The sequence below is a fragment of the Pseudomonas arsenicoxydans genome (genome assembly GCF_006438915.1).
Classification (GTDB): Bacteria; Pseudomonadota; Gammaproteobacteria; order Pseudomonadales; family Pseudomonadaceae; genus Aquipseudomonas; species Aquipseudomonas arsenicoxydans_A.
Map to the genome: position 1 here is coordinate 336,257 of NZ_RCZE01000005.1, position 18,458 is coordinate 354,714.

General features: G+C 60.8%; 18 protein-coding genes and 2 pseudogenes. 6 read left to right on the forward strand and 14 right to left on the reverse strand.

Features of this window, described 5'->3' with window-relative positions; genetic code table 11:
* Positions 1–110 precede the first annotated feature (110 nt).
* From hemB to EAH78_RS13050, 3 genes are all read right to left on the reverse strand, one after another.
* The gene (gene hemB / locus EAH78_RS13040) at positions 111–1,085 is read right to left on the reverse strand and encodes a porphobilinogen synthase (RefSeq protein WP_140667885.1); all 975 of its coding nucleotides are present in this window, start codon (positions 1,083–1,085) and stop codon (positions 111–113) included.
* A 268-nt stretch (positions 1,086–1,353) separates the two neighbouring features.
* A complete protein-coding gene (locus EAH78_RS13045) occupies positions 1,354–2,196 on the reverse strand; it encodes a PhzF family phenazine biosynthesis protein (RefSeq protein ID WP_140667886.1) in 843 nt (280 codons plus the stop codon).
* Positions 2,197–2,220: 24 nt separating this feature from the next.
* On the reverse strand, positions 2,221–2,925 hold the full coding sequence (locus EAH78_RS13050; protein WP_140667887.1) for a glutathione S-transferase family protein: 705 nt from the start codon (positions 2,923–2,925) through the stop codon (positions 2,221–2,223).
* Between the two features lie 373 nt (positions 2,926–3,298).
* On the opposite strand from EAH78_RS13050, the gene EAH78_RS13055 reads away from it, so the two are divergent.
* Both EAH78_RS13055 and EAH78_RS13060 read left to right on the forward strand, forming a co-directional pair.
* Positions 3,299–3,970: a histidine phosphatase family protein gene (locus EAH78_RS13055; protein WP_430539934.1), complete on the forward strand. Its 672-nt coding sequence runs from the start codon at positions 3,299–3,301 to the stop codon at positions 3,968–3,970.
* A 91-nt stretch (positions 3,971–4,061) separates the two neighbouring features.
* Positions 4,062–5,117: a permease gene (locus EAH78_RS13060; RefSeq protein ID WP_140667889.1), complete on the forward strand. Its 1,056-nt coding sequence runs from the start codon at positions 4,062–4,064 to the stop codon at positions 5,115–5,117.
* 125 nt (positions 5,118–5,242) lie between these two features.
* Here the strand turns inward: EAH78_RS13060 and mnmH are convergent, their stop codons facing one another.
* The 5 genes from mnmH to EAH78_RS13085 all read right to left on the reverse strand — a co-directional run bounded on the left by mnmH (position 5,243) and on the right by EAH78_RS13085 (position 9,691).
* The gene (gene mnmH / locus EAH78_RS13065) at positions 5,243–6,346 is read right to left on the reverse strand and encodes a tRNA 2-selenouridine(34) synthase MnmH (protein WP_140667890.1); all 1,104 of its coding nucleotides are present in this window, start codon (positions 6,344–6,346) and stop codon (positions 5,243–5,245) included.
* Positions 6,346–7,380, reverse strand: coding sequence for a selenide, water dikinase SelD (selD, locus tag EAH78_RS13070; protein WP_140667891.1), 1,035 nt, complete (start codon positions 7,378–7,380; stop codon positions 6,346–6,348). The genes mnmH and selD overlap by 1 nt, the downstream gene beginning before the upstream one ends.
* A 239-nt stretch (positions 7,381–7,619) precedes the next feature.
* A complete protein-coding gene (locus EAH78_RS13075) occupies positions 7,620–8,576 on the reverse strand; it encodes a quinone oxidoreductase family protein (RefSeq protein WP_140667892.1) in 957 nt (318 codons plus the stop codon).
* 28 nt (positions 8,577–8,604) lie between these two features.
* Positions 8,605–8,778, reverse strand: a complete 174-nt coding sequence (locus EAH78_RS13080) for a DUF1427 family protein (protein WP_140667893.1) — start codon at positions 8,776–8,778, stop codon at positions 8,605–8,607.
* 133 nt (positions 8,779–8,911) lie between these two features.
* Positions 8,912–9,691, reverse strand: a complete 780-nt coding sequence (locus EAH78_RS13085; protein ID WP_140667894.1) for an AraC family transcriptional regulator — start codon at positions 9,689–9,691, stop codon at positions 8,912–8,914.
* A 146-nt stretch (positions 9,692–9,837) separates the two neighbouring features.
* Here EAH78_RS13085 and EAH78_RS13090 point away from each other — a divergent pair, with 146 nt between their 5' ends.
* Positions 9,838–10,065 carry a DUF6555 family protein gene (locus tag EAH78_RS13090; protein WP_140667895.1) on the forward strand — a complete coding sequence of 76 codons (228 nt, stop codon included), beginning with the start codon at positions 9,838–9,840 and terminating at the stop codon, positions 10,063–10,065.
* A 148-nt stretch (positions 10,066–10,213) separates the two neighbouring features.
* Here the strand turns inward: EAH78_RS13090 and EAH78_RS13100 are convergent, their stop codons facing one another.
* From EAH78_RS13100 to EAH78_RS13110, 3 genes are all read right to left on the reverse strand, one after another.
* Positions 10,214–10,381 carry a metallothionein gene (locus tag EAH78_RS13100; protein ID WP_081744005.1) on the reverse strand — a complete coding sequence of 56 codons (168 nt, stop codon included), beginning with the start codon at positions 10,379–10,381 and terminating at the stop codon, positions 10,214–10,216.
* A gap of 72 nt (positions 10,382–10,453) precedes the next feature.
* Positions 10,454–10,909, reverse strand: coding sequence for a DMT family transporter (locus EAH78_RS13105; protein ID WP_140667897.1), 456 nt, complete (start codon positions 10,907–10,909; stop codon positions 10,454–10,456).
* Entirely contained in the window at positions 10,909–11,394 is a 486-nt protein-coding gene (locus tag EAH78_RS13110) for a DMT family transporter (protein ID WP_140667898.1), read from the reverse strand. The genes EAH78_RS13105 and EAH78_RS13110 overlap by 1 nt, the downstream gene beginning before the upstream one ends.
* Before the next feature lie 223 nt (positions 11,395–11,617).
* On the opposite strand from EAH78_RS13110, the gene EAH78_RS13115 reads away from it, so the two are divergent.
* Complete coding sequence (locus tag EAH78_RS13115; protein WP_140667899.1) at positions 11,618–12,553, forward strand: LysR family transcriptional regulator; 936 nt, start codon at positions 11,618–11,620, stop codon at positions 12,551–12,553.
* Positions 12,554–12,685: 132 nt separating this feature from the next.
* Here EAH78_RS13115 and EAH78_RS33305 read toward each other — a convergent pair whose 3' ends face one another.
* The 3 genes and pseudogenes from EAH78_RS33305 to EAH78_RS13130 all read right to left on the reverse strand — a co-directional run bounded on the left by EAH78_RS33305 (position 12,686) and on the right by EAH78_RS13130 (position 15,883).
* Positions 12,686–13,507: a methyl-accepting chemotaxis protein gene (locus EAH78_RS33305; protein ID WP_371258961.1), complete on the reverse strand. Its 822-nt coding sequence runs from the start codon at positions 13,505–13,507 to the stop codon at positions 12,686–12,688.
* An 84-nt stretch (positions 13,508–13,591) separates the two neighbouring features.
* Positions 13,592–14,368 (reverse strand): annotated as a pseudogene (locus tag EAH78_RS33310) (cache domain-containing protein); the annotation flags it as partial.
* Positions 14,369–14,566: 198 nt separating this feature from the next.
* Complete coding sequence (locus EAH78_RS13130) at positions 14,567–15,883, reverse strand: Na+/H+ antiporter family protein (protein ID WP_170219120.1); 1,317 nt, start codon at positions 15,881–15,883, stop codon at positions 14,567–14,569.
* A 1,543-nt stretch (positions 15,884–17,426) separates the two neighbouring features.
* Between EAH78_RS13130 and EAH78_RS33315 the strand changes: the two are divergent.
* Positions 17,427–17,573, forward strand: a pseudogene (locus EAH78_RS33315) (HAMP domain-containing protein); the annotation flags it as partial.
* A 102-nt stretch (positions 17,574–17,675) separates the two neighbouring features.
* On the forward strand, positions 17,676–18,431 hold the full coding sequence (locus EAH78_RS33320) for a methyl-accepting chemotaxis protein (RefSeq protein WP_430539935.1): 756 nt from the start codon (positions 17,676–17,678) through the stop codon (positions 18,429–18,431).
* Positions 18,432–18,458: the final 27 nt, after the last annotated feature.

The window sequence follows — 18,458 nt, forward strand, 5'->3', positions numbered from 1 at the left end:
AATGTGGGAGCGGGCTTGCTCGCGAAGGCGGTGTGTCATTCAGTACATGTATTGACTGAAATACCGCCTTCGCGAGCAAGCCCGCTCCCACATTGGATCTATGTCGGGGTTCAGATCCCGGCCAGGGCCAGGTCCATGGCGAAGTAGGTGAAGATCAGATCCGCCCCCGCCCGCTTGATCGCCCCCAGGCTTTCTCGCACCACACGCGCCTCATCAATCGCCCCCGCTTGCGCGGCGAATTTGATCATCGCGTACTCGCCGCTGACCTGATACGCCGACAGCGGCAAACGCGATACCTCGCGGATGTCGCGGATGATGTCGAGGTAGGCGCCGGCCGGCTTGACCATCAATGCGTCAGCGCCTTCCTGTTCGTCCATCAGCGATTCGCGCACCGCTTCGCGGCGGTTCATCGGGTTCATCTGATAGCTTTTGCGGTCGCCCTTGAGCGCGCTGCCGCCAGCCTCACGGAACGGGCCGTAGAGCGCCGAAGCGAACTTGGTCGAATAGGCCATGATCGCCGTCTGGCTGAAACCGGCGTCGTCCAGCGCCCGGCGAATCGCCTGCACCTGCCCGTCCATGGCCGCCGACGGGGCAATCACATCGGCGCCCGCCCGAGCAGCGGCCACGGCTTGTTTGCCGAGGTTGATCAGGGTCTGGTCATTATCGACTTCGTGGTTGTGCATCACGCCGCAATGACCGTGGTCGGTGTATTCGCAGAAGCAGGTGTCGGACATCACGATCATATCCGGCACGGCATCCTTGGCGATTCGCGACATGCGCGACACCAGTCCGTTGTCGCTCCAGGTGTCGCTGCCGCTGCTGTCCAGATGATGCGACACGCCGAAGGTCATGACCGACTTGATACCGGCGCGGGCGTAGCGTTCGATCTCGCCAGCCAGTTTCGACTCCGGAATGCGCATCACGCCGGGCATGCTTTTGATCGGCACGAAGTCGTCGATTTCTTCCTCGACGAAAATCGGCAGCACCAGGTCATTCAGGCTGAATTCGGTTTCCTGGAACAGGCTGCGCAGGCTCGCATTGCGGCGCAGACGGCGTGGACGTGCTTCGGGGAACTGACTGGACATGGGCATTCCTGGAAAACGAAGGATTGGACGAACGTCGTAGGGGGCGAAGCTTATGCCTTGCGCGGTGCAAGGTACAAACCTCAGGCGCGGAACAAACCCTTACCGATTCGGCAATAATCCCCCCGGCAAACACAAAACCCTTTGTGGCGAGGGGGCTTGTCGGACCGCCGCACCGCCCCGTTGGGTTGCGAAGCGGCCCCAGAATCTCAACGACTGCTTCGCAGTCGAACGGGGGCAAGCCCCCTCGCCACAGAGGCTCACTCCAGGTTCAGAGCTTCAGGGTGCCGGTAATGCAGGTCACCACCGCCCCGCCAATCCATATTTCATCGCCCACCTGATCCACCTGAATGCGCCCCGCCCGTCCCATCGTCAGGCCCTGACTAACCACATAGGACGCTGGCGCCAGCCCCTCGGCGAGTAACCACTGCGCAATCCCGGCATTCAAACTGCCGGTCGCCGGATCTTCCGGCATGCCGTCCCCGGAGATGAAGGCCCGTACTTCAAATTGCGCGTCATCGCCATCACGCTCGCTATCCCACGGTGCGATCACGCCGACCGCCAGCCCCAGCATCTGCGAGTGATCCGGTTGCAAGTCCAGCACCTGCTGGCGGTCCGCGACCATCACCGCCAACCAGCCGGCACCATTATCCACCCACTGCGCCCGGACAATCGCCCCGACCTCCAGACCGAGCCCGCGGCGCACGCGCTCCACTACTTCGACGTCCACCGGACCGGCGTTGATCAGGGGTGGCGCAAGAAAGGCCAGCTCTGCGCCTTCGCGACGGACCCGCACCAGCCCGACGCCGCATTCCTGAATGATCTCCTCGCCCTTGGGCACGCCTCCCGCCTCAAGCCAGGCATGGCAAGTGCCCAGGGTCGGATGACCGGCGAAGGGCAATTCGTTCAGGGTGGTGAAGATCCGCACGCGGTAGTCGGCCCGCGGATCACGCGGTTCCAGCACGAACGTGGTTTCACTGAGGTTGGTCCAGGTCGCGAACGCCGCCATTTGTTCATCACTGAGCGCATCGGCCCCGAACACCACCGCCAGCGGATTGCCCTTGAGGGCGACGCGGCTGAAGACATCTACTTGCTTGAAATCGAATGAACGCATGATCTTCCTTGTTCGTGACACATTCTATTTAGGGTTAGGGATTTCCAGCCCACGGATCACCGCCGGCCGCGCCAAGAAGCGCTCCAGCACGCGCGTGACGTTCTTGAAGTCCTTGATGCCCACCAGATCGCCGGCCTCGTAGAAGCCGATCAGGTTGCGCACCCACGGGAAAGTCGCGATGTCGGCGATGGTGTAGCGTTCGCCCATGATCCAGTCGCGCCCTTCAAGACGTCCATCCAAAACATTTAACAAACGTTTACTTTCCTCGACATAACGGTCGCGGGGCCGTTTGTCTTCGTAGTCCTTGCCGGCGAATTTGTTGAAAAAACCAACCTGGCCGAACATCGGCCCGATGCCGCCCATCTGAAACATCAGCCATTGAATTGTCTCGTAACGCGCGACCGATTCCTGCGCCAGCAATTGCCCGCTCTTGTCGGCGAGGTAAATCAGAATCGCCCCGGACTCGAACAATGGCAGGGGTTTGTCCTCGGGGCCGTGGGGGTCAAGGATCGCCGGAATCTTGTTGTTGGGGCTCAACGACAAAAACTCGGGAGACATTTGATCCTGGGTGTCGAAGCCCACCCGATGCGGCTCGTAAGGCAACCCGATCTCTTCGAGCATGATCGAGACCTTGACGCCGTTGGGGGTCGGCAAGGAGTACAGCTGGATCCAGTCAGGGTATTGGGCCGGCCATTTTTGGGTAATCGGGAACGCAGACAGATCAGTCATCGGTAGCCTCCATCGCCAAAGAAAGGGTTGAGCATAATCCAGGATCGCCGCCCGCAGGTTGCGATCTTTTCGCGTTATCGAAACCACTGATGATGACGATCAAAAGATGTCAGCCTTCGCCAACGCGTCTACGTGTAGGGTGTCCACAATTTCGCAACATCTTGTCGATAACCTTGGCTGCAACCCGTCGAAGGTTGTCGATACAGTGCTGCGCACCCGCCGGTATCGAACCAAACAGGTTCAGAGGACTCTGAGCAATGCCCTTTCGGACACGGACCGGCCCAACGACATGGAAAACACCCGACGCTGGGAGCTGGTGGTGTAAAGGTTTGTCAGCCTTAACTGAATACGCTGAAGATCCCTTATTCACATGATGAACCTTTCCAGATTCGCTAAACGCTTCAAACACCGTGCGTATATTTTTCTGCCGGTGCTGCTGGCGGCGAGCGCGTTGTTTTTGTCGCTGGAGTCCAGCGAAAGCAGTGCCCAACCGGCGGACGGCACCCAGACCCTGGTGTTCCTGCGTCACGCAGAAAAACCCGAAGGTGGTCTGGGCCAGCTCAATTGCCAGGGCCTCAACCGCGCCATCGACCTTGCCACCTTGTTGCCGGAAAAATTCGGCAAGGCCAACTACGTGTTTGCCGCCAACCCGACACGCAATGTCGAGGAAGGCGAACTGAACAATTCCTACAGCTACATCCGCCCCCTGCTGACCATCAGCCCCAGCGCGATCAAGCTCGGCCTGCCGGTCAACATCGAGTTTTCGGCCAACGACACCAGCGATCTGGCGGACGAATTGCTCCACGACAAGTATCACAACTCGATCATCTACACCGCCTGGTCCCACGGCTACCTGCCCGAATTGATTAACAAAGTCGCTGGCGATGCGGTCGGCAAGAAACAGAACATCACCGAAGACTGGGAATCCAGCGACTACGATTCGGTGTACGTGCTGACCCTGACCTGGCACAACGGCAAGGCCAGCCTCGTCAGTCACAGTTACAAACAAGGGCTGGATAACGGCTCGCAGACTTGTCCGACCTAAGCGGTCGGCAACTTCCCACACGCGGTGACGACCACGGCAGTCAAGGGGCGGGCTATCATGTGTCCAACTCCCCTTTGTCTGGACTCACTCCATGTCACTCTCTTCCGCAGCTATCCCCGCCCGGGGTTGGTCGTTCTGGTGGAAACCCGCCCTGTTCGTTCTGGTCGCCTGTATTGGCCTCTATTACGTCAAGTGGTCGCCCTACTACCTGAAAGCCTTCATCGCCGCTGACAACCACAGTATCGGCGCCTCCATCCTCAACGATGAACAAACCGCGCCGCTGGCCGCTGCCCTGACGTACGCCAAGGTGTATTTCCTGGCGATCTGGAAAGCCGCCGTACTGGCGGTGATTCTCGGCTCCCTGTTGCAAGTGCTGATTCCACGGGACTGGCTGTTACGCCTGTTCGGTCGCGCCAGCTTCGCGTCGACCTTGCGCGGCGGCCTGTTCGCCCTGCCGGGGATGATGTGCTCGTGCTGCGCCGCCCCGGTGGCCGCGAGCATGCGACGCTCGAATGTCTCGGTCGGTGCGGCACTGGCCTTCTGGATCGGCAACCCGGTGCTCAACCCGGCGACCCTGGTGTTCATGGGGTTCGTTCTGGGTTGGGGGTTCACGGCATTGCGCCTGGTTGCAGGGATAGTGCTGGTGTTCGGGGTGTCGATGGTCGCTCAGCGCATCTCCGGCCCGGAAACCTTGCCTGAAGCTGCCGTCGAAGCAGTGGCCGAAGTCAGTGAAAAAGACACACAACCGTTCCTGACGCGCTGGGGTAAAACCCTGTGGCAGTTGTTCTGGAGCACCATTCCGGTCTACATCCTGGCGGTCATGGTGCTGGGGGCGGTGCGGGTCTGGGTGTTTCCGCATATTGACGGGGCAATGGCCAACAGCCTTCTGTGGCTGGTGCCGCTGGCGATCATCGGTACGTTGTTCGTGATTCCTACCGCTGCGGAAATCCCGATCGTGCAAACCATGATGACCCTGGGCATGGGCACCGCCCCGGCCGTGGCGTTGCTGATGACGCTGCCGAGCATCAGCCTGCCGTCGCTGCTGATGCTGCGCAAGGATTTCAATGCCCGGGTGCTGGTGAGCGTGGCGCTGATGACCATGGGGGTTGGAGTGGTTAGCGGGTTGATCGGGGCTGCGCTGCTCTAAGATCTTTAGCGCCTGCCAGGGCCTCTTCGCGAGCAAGCCCGCTCCCACATTTGACCGAGTTGTTTGATCAAACACGTTCTAATGTGGGAGCGGGCTTGCTCGCGAAGGGGCCGGTAAAGACAACCTCACTCCCGCTGATTTACCCGCGTCTGCAGGTATTCAAGAACCGAAGCCTTCCCTCCGGCAAACTCAATCCGCGCCCCTTTTTTCTCCCGCTGGAACGCATACATCGGGTCGTAATACTCGCGAAGCAACCCTTCGATCCAGCCCCGATGCAGGTCAACCGCGCCGCTTCGGCCTTGCTCCGCCAAGGCTTCTTCCATCAAAATCAACATCCGCCGATGGCGTTCGCCACCCAGGCGTTTCTGCACGTTGTTGAGGCTTTCCAGCAAGCGCTCGGAAAACCGCGCAAACCCTTCATCACCATGCACGCCAATGAATTCGGCACACAGGTCCACCACGTAATCGCGCAGAATCCGCTCGACGCGTCCCTCAAGGCTGTCTTCCAGCCAGACCATCGAAAACTGCTGCATGCCCTGATACAGCGGCAACGGCAAGGCGCAACTGCCGACCGCCCGGCTCTCGTCTTCCAGTACAAACTGCTCAATGCCATGAGCGCGCTTTTTCAGCACATCCACCGCCAGACGGTTTTCGAAATCGATATTGGAAGGCTGCCCGGTCGCGCGCTTGCCGAAGCTTGAGCCGCGGTGATTGGCGTGACCTTCAAGGTCCAGCCCATTACGCAACTGCGTCAGCACCTCAGTCTTGCCGGTGCCGGTCATGCCGCCGAGCAAGACGAAATCGCATTGGGCAATGGCCTGATCGAGGGTGTCGAGCAAGAAGGTGCGCATGGCCTTGTAGCCGCCACCGACCCGGGGATAGTCAATGCCGGCCTCGTCCTTGAGCCATTGCTGGACGATTTGCGAACGCAAGCCGCCGCGAAAACAATACAAATAGCCCTCGGGGTGCGCCCGGGCAAAGTCAGCCCAGGCCTGGATGCGCTCAGCCTTGATCTCGCCGGACACCAATTGATGCCCCAGCGTAATGGCCGCCTGCTGACCTTGCTGCTTGTAGCAGGTGCCGATGCGCTGGCGCTCACTGTCATTCATCAGCGGCAGGTTGACCACGCCCGGGAATGATCCCTTGCTGAACTCGACCGGCGCACGCGCATCCAGCATCGGCCGGTCGTTGAGGAAGATGTCGCGGTAATCGGTGAAGTCGATCGACATCAAAACACCTCAACCGCGTGTGTCTGTCGCTCAACCAGTTCACCGATCGGTTCCAGGTTCAGGCCCAATTCGGCCGCCACCGCGAGGAACCGTTCATTGCCTTCGGGCGTGACCGCAATCAGCAGGCCACCGCTGGTCTGCGGATCGCACAGCACGCGTTTGTGCAGTTCCTGGAGTCGCCCCAGTTTGCTGGCGTAGCTGTCAAAGTTGCGCAGCGTCCCGCCCGGCACGCAGCCTTGCTCGAGGTAATATTCGACACCCGGCAGGCGCGGCACGCGGTCATATTCGATGCGGGCGGTCAGTTGGCTGCCGTCGGCCATTTCCACCAGATGCCCCAGCAGGCCAAACCCGGTAACGTCAGTCATCGCGGTCACGCCGTCGAGCTTGCCGAAACGGCTGCCGGGTTTGTTCAGGGTGCACATCCAGTCGCGGGCCAGACCGATGTCGGCCGTGCGCAGCTTGCCCTTCTTCTCGGCGGTGGTGAGGATGCCGATGCCCAGCGGCTTGGTCAGGTAGAGCAGGCAGCCGGCGGTGGCCGTGTCATTGCGCTTCATGTGGCGCTTTTCCACCAGACCCGTCACGGCCAGGCCAAAGATCGGCTCCGGCGCATCGATGGAGTGCCCGCCGGCCAGCGGGATTCCGGCTTCATCGCAGACCGAGCGGCCGCCGCGAATCACTTCCCGGGCAACTTCCGGCGCCAGCACATTAACCGGCCAGCCGAGGATCGCGATGGCCATCAACGGGTCGCCGCCCATGGCGTAGATGTCGCTGATGGCGTTAGTGGCAGCGATGCGTCCGAAATCGAACGGATCGTCAACGATGGGCATGAAGAAGTCAGTGGTCGAGACGACGCCGCGTTCTTCATCAATGGCGTACACCGCTGCGTCATCGCGCGAGGCGTTGCCGACCCAGAGTTTGGGGTCCAGGTTCTGCGCCCCGCTGCCGGCCAGAATCACTTCCAGAACCTGAGGCGAGATTTTGCAACCGCATCCTGCGCCGTGGCTGTATTGGGTCAGACGAATCGGCTCGCTCATGGGGTGCACCTTATGGGATCAATGCGGCCGATTCTAGCAGACAGGGTTGATGGCGACTGTGCCGCCCTCCTCGCGAGCGAGCTCGCTCCCACAGTTGATCTCAAGTGAACTGAGATCTTGTGCCCGACACAGATCCACTGTGGGAGCGGGCTTGCTCGCGAAGAGGCCGGCATATTCAGCATTAATGTTGAATGACACACCGCATTCGCGAGCAAGCCCGCTCCCACATTTTGATTGGGTTATGGCAGTAAAATCACTTTTTCACCGCTACCCTGATTCACTTCCGCATACCGCTCCAGACCTTCCGCCAACGGTGATTCAAACAAGCCCTCGGGCAATGGCAACAAATCCTGATCGAAGAACTTGCCGAACTGATCGAGCATCGCCGCGCACGCCTGAACCCCATACAGCAACGAGTTGATCCCCACCACCGAGCCACCCTTGCGATACAACGCCAGGGCCGGCAGTTGCACCATGCCGTCTACCGGCGCGGCGATGATGGCGATGCGGCCGAAGGTGGCCAGGGCCGCGACCGAGGCCGGGAGCCAGAACCCGGTGGTGTCGAAGATCACGTCGGCGCCACCGCTATACACGGCGTTCACCTGAGCGCCCAAGTCCTCGGGTTTTTCCAGTTGCAGTGTCTGATAGCCCTGAGCCTGCAACTCTTTGACCTGCTCCGGACGCCGCGCCGCTGCCAGCACCTGCGCGCCGCGAACCTTGGCCAGCGCCAACGCTGCGCTGCCCACCGCCCCGCCGCCGATCACCAATAACCGCGTTTGCGCCGTCACCAGACTGCGTTCCAACGCATCCCACGCCGTGGTGTAGGGCACGCCGAGGCTCGCGGCCTGGGCAAAACTCAGGTGAGTCGGCTTGAGCGCCACGCCGTTGGCCGGCAGTTTGACAAATTGCGCATGAGAGCCGTCGGCAAAAAAACCCAGCTCGCGCCCGGTGCCCCAGACTTCCTGGCCGATCAACCCCTGCGGCCCCTCAACCACCACACCGGCAAAATCCCGACCGGGAATCCGTGGCAACGTGGTGTAGGGAAAACGCCCCAGCACGTTCTTCACATCGCTGGGGTTAAGGCCGGCGGCCTTTATCTGTACCAGTACTTCATCGGCGCCGGGAACGGGAGTCGGCACATCAACGTAGCGCAAGGCCGAGAGGTCGCCGGTTTTGTCGAACTGCAATGCTTTCATGAGCGTTTCCATGGAATAAATGAACGGTTCAGGAGATCCAGCCAGCGACCAGTTGCCGGCCCATGGGCCACAATTTTTCGCCGGCCAGCATGCCAAGCAGCCCGATCAGCGCGATGGCCGGTGGTGCGGGGGAACGAAAATCCAGTGCGCCGTAGAGCAAACCGACGCCCAGACCGATGACCAGCGAGATGAGGTAGCTCATGGCGGACTCCGGGGGAAATGAAGACAGGCCCAAAGTCTAGTGCGAGGCGGCAGTGGGCACCGGCCAAGTGCTTCTGAATTTCGGCCAAAGCACTAAAGGAACAGACAGGTCGCTCCCACAGGGGGGGCAGCGGCTACAGGATTTGGTGATGGCTGGTAAATTGTGAGGGCGCGACACCCAGTTCCCGGCGGAACATGTCACTGAAGCTGCTCGGTGAATAGCCCAGCTCGCGGGCGATAGCATTGACCGGCACGCCCTGAATCAGCTCGGCCACCGCCGTCGCCAGTTGCACCTGTCGTCGCCACTCGGCGAAGCCCATGCCCAGACCGTCCTTGAACAACCGCGCCAGGGTGCGCACGCTGGCGCCGGCGTTTTCAGCGTGTTGTTCGAACGCGATGTCCAGCGATGGCGCAGCCATGACCGCCTGACAGAGGTTCATCAGGCGTCGGTCGGAATCATCGGGCAAAGGGATTTTCAACAGAGAGCGCCTGGCTCGTCTAAGCTCCAACAGCGCCAGGCTGACCAACGCTTCGTAATATTCCGGAGCCCCCTCCTCGCCCTGCTCCACCAGCCCGACGATCAGCTCTCGCAGCAGACCGCCGACCTCGATCACCTGAACACTTTTATCCAGTGTTGCCGCCAATGATGGCCGCAAGTAGATGTTGCGCATCTGCAGGTCCGAGACCACACGAATACCGTGCGGCACTCCCGGCGGCAGCCATACCGCCCGTTGTGGCGGCACCACCAGCGCCTCGTGAGGCGTTTCAACCCACATCACCCCGCTCATTGCATACAGCAATTGGCCCCAGACGTGCTCGTGCGGCTCGATATACAGGCCGCGCGGATAGGTGCGCGCCAGCGGCTGCACGGGCACATCGGTGTCACTCAGGTCAGGGGGTGCGGCAAGGGCCATCGGGCAGTAATCATTGAGGTTTTCAGGTCTTGCATGGTAACCAGCCCACGGCCTTGTCGCCACTGGCCGGCGCCGTCTGACAATAAGACTGAATTTTCCGTAACCCCAATGATCCTTCTATTACCACAGGGAGGAATACGGGCTTTATGAACAACGCAAAACTATTCGTCATTGAATACACCCTTCATGGCGCCCCCAAGTCATTCATCATCCGCCTGGACAAGATGGACAACGCGGAGGCTTGGCATTGGGCAAGCTGCGACGCCGGAGTGGGCAGGATCCCGCGATTCGGCCGCGAGAAGGTGCAAAAGACCAGCAAACCGATGGCGGAGAAGTTCGGGGTCGAGAATGTGAAATGGCGGCCGGCGAGTTAATGAAACAGAGCGAATGAACACCTGTGGCGAGGGAGCTTGCTCCTGCTGGGATGCGCAGCGCCCCCAAAAATGGGCCTGCTGCGCAGTCCAGCGGGAGCAAGCTCCCTCGCCACAAGAAGCTCCCTCGCCAAAAGATCAGGGTGTAGCATTACTTCTCGTGAGCACACTTGCAGCCCTTGCTCGAGCATTCTTCGCCATGTTCATGGTGCTTGGCGCAGGCTTCGCAGCAATAGTGTTTGCCGTGGCGCGCTATCGGATGCTCGCCCAGCTTGCACGAGCATTTGGGGCAATCGCAGATACTGTCACTGCTGATCATGAGTCGGACTCCATTAGTGTGGTCGTCGGGGTGCCGCACACGCGGCCCGTCTTACCAGTGTAGGAGTTTGTGTCAGGCCTGCCGTGTGCTGCTGCGATACATGAACACCAGTGCCAATGCCAGGCACACCATCGCCACGATCCGGCTGTTCGACAAGTCGATGGCCGGATTGCCCAGCCAGCCGAAATTGTCGATCAGCATGCCCATGCCCAGTTGCCCGACAATCACCGCCACGGTCGCCACCGCCGTGCCGATCCTTGGCACCGCGCCGACCATGACCATCATGTACACCACGCCGAACAGTGCGCCGCTGAGCTGCCACTTCGGCACGTCCAGCAAACTCACGGCCTGTGCCGGCTCGAAAAACAGGATCAGCAGCCCGGTCACCACCGCCCCCACCACGAAGGTCAGCAAACTGCTGCGCAACACACCGACCGTTTCGCCCAAACGGCCATTGATCGCCGCCTGCACGCTCAACACCGCACCGGCCGCGACAATCACGGCCAACAAAATAATCAGATTCATCATCAACCCCGAGCGATCAGAACAAGTGCCACGACAATCAACAGCAAGGCGAGCCAGCGTTCACCGTTGACCTTTTTGCGACGGGTACCGAACCAGCCGAAGTGGTCGATCAGCACGCTTTTGCCAACCTGTCCGCAGAGGATCGCGATCATGGTCATCGCAATGCCGATGTGTGGCGTGGCCAGGGTCAGCACCACCACGTAAATCGGCCCGAGAAAGCCGCCGATCAATTGCCAGCGCGGCAAGGTGTTCAGCGCCGGGCCTTGTTGCGGGCCGCTGAACAACAGCAGCAAAAACAGAATCGCCGAGCCAACCCCGAAGATGCTCAACGTCGCCCACAAATGCCCGACCTGAACCCCGAGCGGCCCAAGCAACCCGGCCTCAACGGAAAGGCCCATGCCGGCGAGGATCACCAGCGGCAGCAGTAAAAGTCGCAGCCCCGGTTTGGTCGCGGGTGTGACCGCGGTGTCGATTGAAGACGCTTGCATAAGGGAAACCTACCCGTGATCAGTTAAGGCGAAAATCCTGTAGGAGCCGGGCTTGCCCGCGATGGCGGTCTGTCAGTCACATCGATATCGACTGACAGACCGCCATCGCGGGCAAGCCCGGCTACTACAGGTTCAGCGATGCTCATTATCCGGTGGCAGAGCTTTGCGATAAATGGGAGCATCCTGACAACACTTTTGCGCGATCCGCACAGCAGGACGAACCATGCACGGTCTCAATGAACTCGGATTCAAGGCACTTCGGCTGTTCGTCGCCGTGCTCGACCACGGCAGTTTTTCCGAAGTGGCACGGCGCGAAGGCTTGGCGCCCTCTTCGATTTCCCGGCAGATCCAGCTGATGGAACAAGCGCTGAACCAGCAATTGCTCTACCGCCACACCCGCGCCGTCACGCCCACCGAAGCCGGGCGCATGCTCGGTCATCATGCGCGACTGGTGCTGTTGCAATTGGAAGAAGCCGAGCAGGCTTTGCAGGAACAGCAAAGCGAACCCAGCGGGCTGGTGCGAATCAACGCCCCGGTGGTGTTCGGTCAACGGCACCTGACGCCGTGGCTGGGGCAATTGTGCGAGCGCTATCCGAAGCTGCAACTGGATATCCAGCAAACCGACCACTACATCGATCCGCTGCAAGAAGGCGCTGACTTGCTGTTTCGCATCGGGCCGCTGCACGACTCCAGCATGCAGGCACGGATCCTCGCGCCGCACCGGTTTCAAGTCGCCGCCAGCCCGGCTTACCTCAAACGCCACGGCGCGCCGCAACGCCCTGAAGACCTCGCGGCGCATCAATGCCTGGCCTACAAAGGCGCGACCGGCCTGCAACGCTGGTTTTTCCGCCAGGATCAGCAGGACTGGACGCCCTATTCGGTCAAAGGGCCGATCACCGGCAACCACGCCGACACCCTGGTGCAAGCGGCGGAGCAAGGGTTGGGACTGGTGATGTTTCCGTCATGGCTGATTGGCGAGGCAGTGCACGAAGGCACGCTGGTGCCGGTGTTGGGGGACTTTCAGGTATCCAACAGTCTGGAGCCGCAGCAGATTGCGGTGTTGTGGCCGGGCAGCCGACGGCTGTCGGTGAAGGTGCGGACGGTGATTGATTTCTTTGTTGAATGCTTTGGGGCTGTGCCGTATTGGGATAGACCGTAATCCTCTGTGGCGAGGGAGCTTGCTCCCGCTGGGTTGCGCAGCAGCCCCAAAATCTTGTGAGCGCTGCGCACTCAAGCGGGAGCAAGCTCCCTCGCCACAAAGGCTCACTCCTACAAGTGTTTTGTGTGTGTGTCAGATACGGAACTGGCCGACCAGTTTACCGAGGCGCTGGCCGAGGTCCGCCAGGCTGCGCGACGTCTGCGCGCCGAGTTGGGTTTCGTCGGCCACATTGTCCACCGCCACCGCAATCTGATGCACGCTGCGGTTGATCTCTTCGGCCACTGCCGTTTGCTCTTCGGCGGCGCTGGCGATCTGCGCGTTCATCGAGTTGATGGTGCCGATCAACTGCGCCATGGTGTCCAGCGAGGCGCCCGCCTCGTTGGCCTGAGCGGACGTGCCGTCGCCCGCTTCGCTGGAACGGCGCATGGCTTCCACCGCCGATTGGGTGCCAGCCTGCAAGCGGTCGATCATGCTCTGGATTTCCTGGGTGCTGATCTGCGTGCGGCTGGCCAGCGCCCGCACTTCGTCGGCCACCACCGCAAAGCCACGCCCTGCTTCACCGGCGCGCGCCGCTTCAATCGCAGCGTTGAGCGCCAACAGGTTGGTCTGATCGGCAATCGAACGGATCACCCCGAGCACGCTGACAATCGATGACACGTCTTTTTGCAGGCTGTCCAGGGACACGCCGCTGCTGCGGATATCGTCCACCAGTGCATGAATCTTGACGATACTGCCCGCTACCACGCGCTTGGCTGCCTGACCTTCTTCGTCGGTTTGCTGCGCTGCGACTGCCGCGTTTTGCGCGCTTTTTGCCACTTCCTGCGCCGCCGCCGACATCTCGTTGATCGCCGTGGCGACCTGATCCGTCTCGTGACGCTGACGCTCCATGGCCTGATCCGAACGCTGGGCCTGATCGGACACCTGGTTCACCAACCCGGTCAGTTGCGTGGTCATTTCGGTGATCTGACGCACAAGGCTGTGGATCTTGTCGACAAAGCGGTTGAACGAGCCGGCCAGTTCGCCGAGTTCGTCCTGGCTGGTGATGGTCAGGCGACGGGTCAGGTCGCCCTCGCCTGCCGCGATGTCATCGAGGTTGGCTTTCATCATGTTCAGCGGGCGCAGAATGGTGTTGGCCAGCAGCATGCCGACGGCCGCGATCACCAACAGCACGACCACGGCAATCCCGACGATGCTCAGCACCACGCCTTCCATGCGCTCCTGAACCTTGGCTTCCACCAACGCGACTTGAGCTTCGATGCCGTCGAGGTTGACCGACGTACCCACCGCCATGTCCCACTTCGACAGGTATTCGGTGTAACCGAGTTTAGGCACCAGCACCTGGGAGTTGCCGGGCAGCGGCGAGCTGTATTGCAAGTAGTGAGTCCCGTCCTTGGCGACTTTCACCAGGTCGCGGTTGACGTAGACGCCGTTCGGATCGCGGTTGTCCTTGAAGCTCTGGCCCACGCCTTCGGGGCTGTTGGCCTTGAACAGGCGAACCGTGTTGGAGTCGTAGCCGAAGAAGTAGCCTTCCTTGCCGTAGGTGATGCTCGACAGCAACTTGATCACCTGCGCCCGCGCGGCATCATCGCCGGGGGCGGCGGCGTCGTAGAGCGGTTTGATCGTGGTCATTGCCACGGCCACGTAACTTTGCAGAGTGGCTTTGGCATCGCTGAGCAGGCGCTGACGCGTTTCCTCGACTTCCTTGTGCGCCTGTTCCTGAAGCACGAATAGCGTGGTCAGGCTGATAACCAAGGCAAAGAGCAACACCGGGAGAACGGCAAGGGACAGGACTTTAGCCTTCAGGCTCATGCGCATGACGGTTCACTCGTTTGGTTTTGTTGGCGTGGTTAAAGGCTTTAACGGCACGCCGGGCCAAAAGTTGAATGACGGGGGATTGCGCAGTCCCCCTGTGGGAGCGGGCTTGCTCGCGAAGGCGGTGTGTCAGTCAATATTTATGCTTAATGGCACACCGCTTTCGCGAGCAAGCCCGCTCCCACATTTGCTCTGCGGTGATTAGAGAATCATTGCGGCCACCCAACCAAACGCCAGCAGCGGCAGGTTGTAGTGCAGGAACGTCGGGACCACGGTGTCCCAGATGTGGTGATGCTGGCCGTCGATGTTCAAACCCGAGGTCGGGCCCAGCGTCGAGTCCGAGGCTGGCGAGCCGGCGTCACCCAAGGCGCCGGCCGTGCCGACGATGCAGACGATGGCCAGCGGGCTGAAGCCCAGTTGCACGCACAGCGGCACGAAAATCGCCGCCAGGATCGGCACGGTGGAGAACGACGAACCGATGCCCATGGTCACCAGCAAGCCGACCAGCAACATCAACAGCGCGCCGATGCCCTTGCTGTGATTGATCCACGAAGCCGAGGACTGCACCAGCGTCTGCACCTGGCCGGTGGCTTTCATTACTTCAGCAAATCCGGACGAGGCGATCATGATGAAGCCGATCATCGCCATCATCTTCATGCCTTCGGTGAACAGGTCGTCGGTTTCACGCCATTTCACAATGCCCGACACCGAAAAAATCAGGAACCCGGCCAAGGCGCCGATGATCATCGAGTCCAGCAGCAACTGAATAATGAAGGCCGCCACGATGGCCACCCCGGCCACCATCAGGCTCAACGGGTTGTACTGCACCGCGACCTGTTCGACTTGCTCGATCTTTTCCAGGTCATAGACGCGCTTCTTGCGGTAGCTGAAAAACGCCACTGCCAGGCCGAACACCATGCCCAGCGCCGGGATGCCCATGGCGTGGGTGACATTGATGCCGCTGATGTCCACACCGCTGCGGGCGACGTTGGCCAGCAGAATCTCGTTGAGGAAGATGTTGCCGAACCCCACCGGCAGGAACATGTACGGGGTGATCAAACCGAAGGTCATCACGCAGGCAATCAAGCGGCGATCCAGTTGCAGCTTGGTCAGCACGTATAAAAGCGGCGGCACCAGCAGCGGGATAAAGGCGATATGTATCGGCAGAATGTTCTGCGAAGCGATAGCCACCACCCACAGCAAGCCGATCAGCAGCCACTTGACCTGACCACCACCGCTGGCGTGTTGCCGATCGACCATCGCCAGGGCCTTGTCCGCCAAGGCATGGGCCATGCCGGACTTGGCAATCGCCACGGCGAACGCGCCGAGCAAGGCATAGGACAACGCCACCGTCGCCCCGCCGCCGAGGCCGCTGTTGAAGGCTTTGAGCGTGGCGTCGATGCCCAGGCCACCGGTCAGGCCACCCACCAGCGCGCCGACAATCAGCGCGATCACTACGTGCACGCGGGACAGGCTGAGAATCAGCATGATGCCGACCGCGGCGATTACAGCATTAATCATCGTTACCTCAAGGCAAGCGAAATGAGCTCAGCCGGCAGTCTGCGAAGAGCCGCCAGCGGATCAAGGAATGGGTTTTATTAGAGGGCGCGCACTGTGCCGCAGAGTGGGCTCGGTGTCAAAGCGAGTAGCACCGTAACGAACGGTGAGATCCTTGTGGCGAGGGGGCTTGCCCCCGTTCGGCTGCGAAGCAGTCGTCAACCCAGTCCATGCGATGTGTTTGAAAAAATGCAGGGGACTGCTTCGCAGTCCAACGGGGGCAAGCCCCCTCGCCACAATAATCTCCACTTTCACCACACCCAATCGCGGGTTTCGATATTTGCCAGCCGGGATAAAGAAAGCCAGATCACGGCCGTTACAGTGCAAAGTCTCAGATATTTATCGAATAAAGGACGTCTCCATGTCACTCAGACAACTTTCCATCCAATGGAAAATCACCCTGCTGGCCGGGCTTTGCCTGGCCGGCATCGTGACCCTGCTGGTGGGTCTTTCGCTGTACCGCATGGAGCACAGCTCCGCGATGGTGAAAGCCTCAAGCATGGAGATGCTCACCGAAGCCGCCCAGGCGCGGATCGAATCCCAGGGTGAAAACCAGGCGCTGCTGATTCGCCAGCAGTTCATGGACGCCTATCAATATGGCCATGGCTTCTCGCGCCAGGTGCTTTTCCTGCGCGATCAGGCCGAAAAGCGCTTCCTGGACGCCTTCGATTTGCGTGAAGACCTGACCCGCCAGGTCAAGTCAGCGCTGCAAGCCAACCCGGAACTGCTCGGCCTGTCGCTGGTGTTCGAAGCCAATGCACTGGACGGCAAGGACGAACTGTTCACCGGTCAGGCGGAACTCGGCAGCAACGACAAGGGCCGTTTCGCCCTGTACTGGTCGCAGCCGACACCGGGCAAAGTGAAGTCCATGGCACTGCCGGAAAGTGACATGGCCGACACCAGCGCCGGCCCCAGCGGCGAACCGGCCAATGCCTGGTTCACCTGCCCGCGCACCTCGCTCAAACCGTGCGTGATCGAACCGTACTTCTACGTGATCGACGGTCAGAACGTGCTGATGACCAGCATCGTGTTCCCGCTGATGGTCAACGGCAAAGTGATCGCCTCGCTGTCGGTCGACATCAACCTCAACAGCCTGCAGGCCATGAGCCAGGGCGCAAGCAAGAAGCTCTATGACGGCCAGACCAATGTCAGCATCCTCAGCCCGGTCGGTTTGCTCGCCGGCTACAGCGCCGACGCCAGCAAACTCAGCCAGCGCCTGGACAGCGTGGACAAGGCCAACGGCGCCGAACTGATCCGCATGCTCGCCAGCAGCAGCAAAACCGAAAGTCTGCACAACGATCACCAGTTGAAAGTGCTGGCGCCGTTCCAGCCGATTCCTGGGGGTAAATCCTGGGGCGTGTTGCTCGACGTGCCGGAAAAAGTCCTGGTCGGCCCGGCCGAGGTATTGAAAAAACAACTCGACGACAGCAACACCGCCGGCACCCTGATCGAGCTCAGCCTCGGCGTGCTGGCCGCGTTGATCGGCCTGTTGCTGGTGTGGTTGATGGCCCGCAGCGTGACCAGACCGATCCTCGGCGTGGCGCACATGCTGGAAGACATCGCCAGCGGCGAAGGCGACCTGACCCGGCGCCTGGCCTATGACAAAAAGGACGAACTGGGCCAGTTGGCTGGCTGGTTCAACCGCTTCCTCGACAAACTGCAGCCGATCATCGCCGAGGTCAAACGCTCGGTGCAGGACGCGCGCAGCACGGCGGACCAGTCTTCCGCCATTGCCACCCAGACCAGCGCCGGCATGGAACAGCAATACCGTCAGGTCGATCAGGTCGCCACCGCGTCCCACGAAATGAGCGCCACCGCCCAGGACGTGGCCCGCAGTGCCGCCCAAGCCGCGCAGGCAGCCAAGGAGGCGGATCAGGCGACTCGCCGCGGTTTGACCGTGATCGACCAGACCACCACCAGCATCGACCACCTCGCCGCTGACATGAGCGCGGCCATGGTGCAAGTCGAAGGGCTGGCGGCGAACAGCGAGAAAATTGGTTCCGTGCTGGAAGTGATTCGCGCGATTGCCGAACAGACCAACCTGCTGGCCCTCAACGCCGCCATCGAGGCCGCCCGTGCCGGCGAGGCCGGACGCGGTTTTGCCGTGGTCGCCGATGAAGTGCGCAACCTCGCGCGCCGTACTCAGGAGTCGGTCGAAGAAACCCGTCTGGTGATCGAGCAATTGCAGAGTGGCACTCAGGACGTGGTCGGTTCGATGAACAACAGCCACCGTCAGGCTCAGGGCAGTGTCGAGCAGGTCAGCCAGGCCGTGACCGCGTTGCGCCAGATCGGCGATGCGGTGACGGTGATCAGCGACATGAACCTGCAGATTGCTTCAGCGGCGGAAGAACAGAGCGCAGTGGCGGAAGAGATCAACAACAACGTGGCGACGATTCGCGACGTGACCGAATCGCTGTCGGGGCAAGCCAATGAATCGGCGCGAGTGAGCCAGTCGCTGAACAGCCTGGCGAATCAGCAGCAGAGCTTGATGGATCAGTTCCGGGTTTAACGCAGTTATTTCATCCGCTGAAGATCA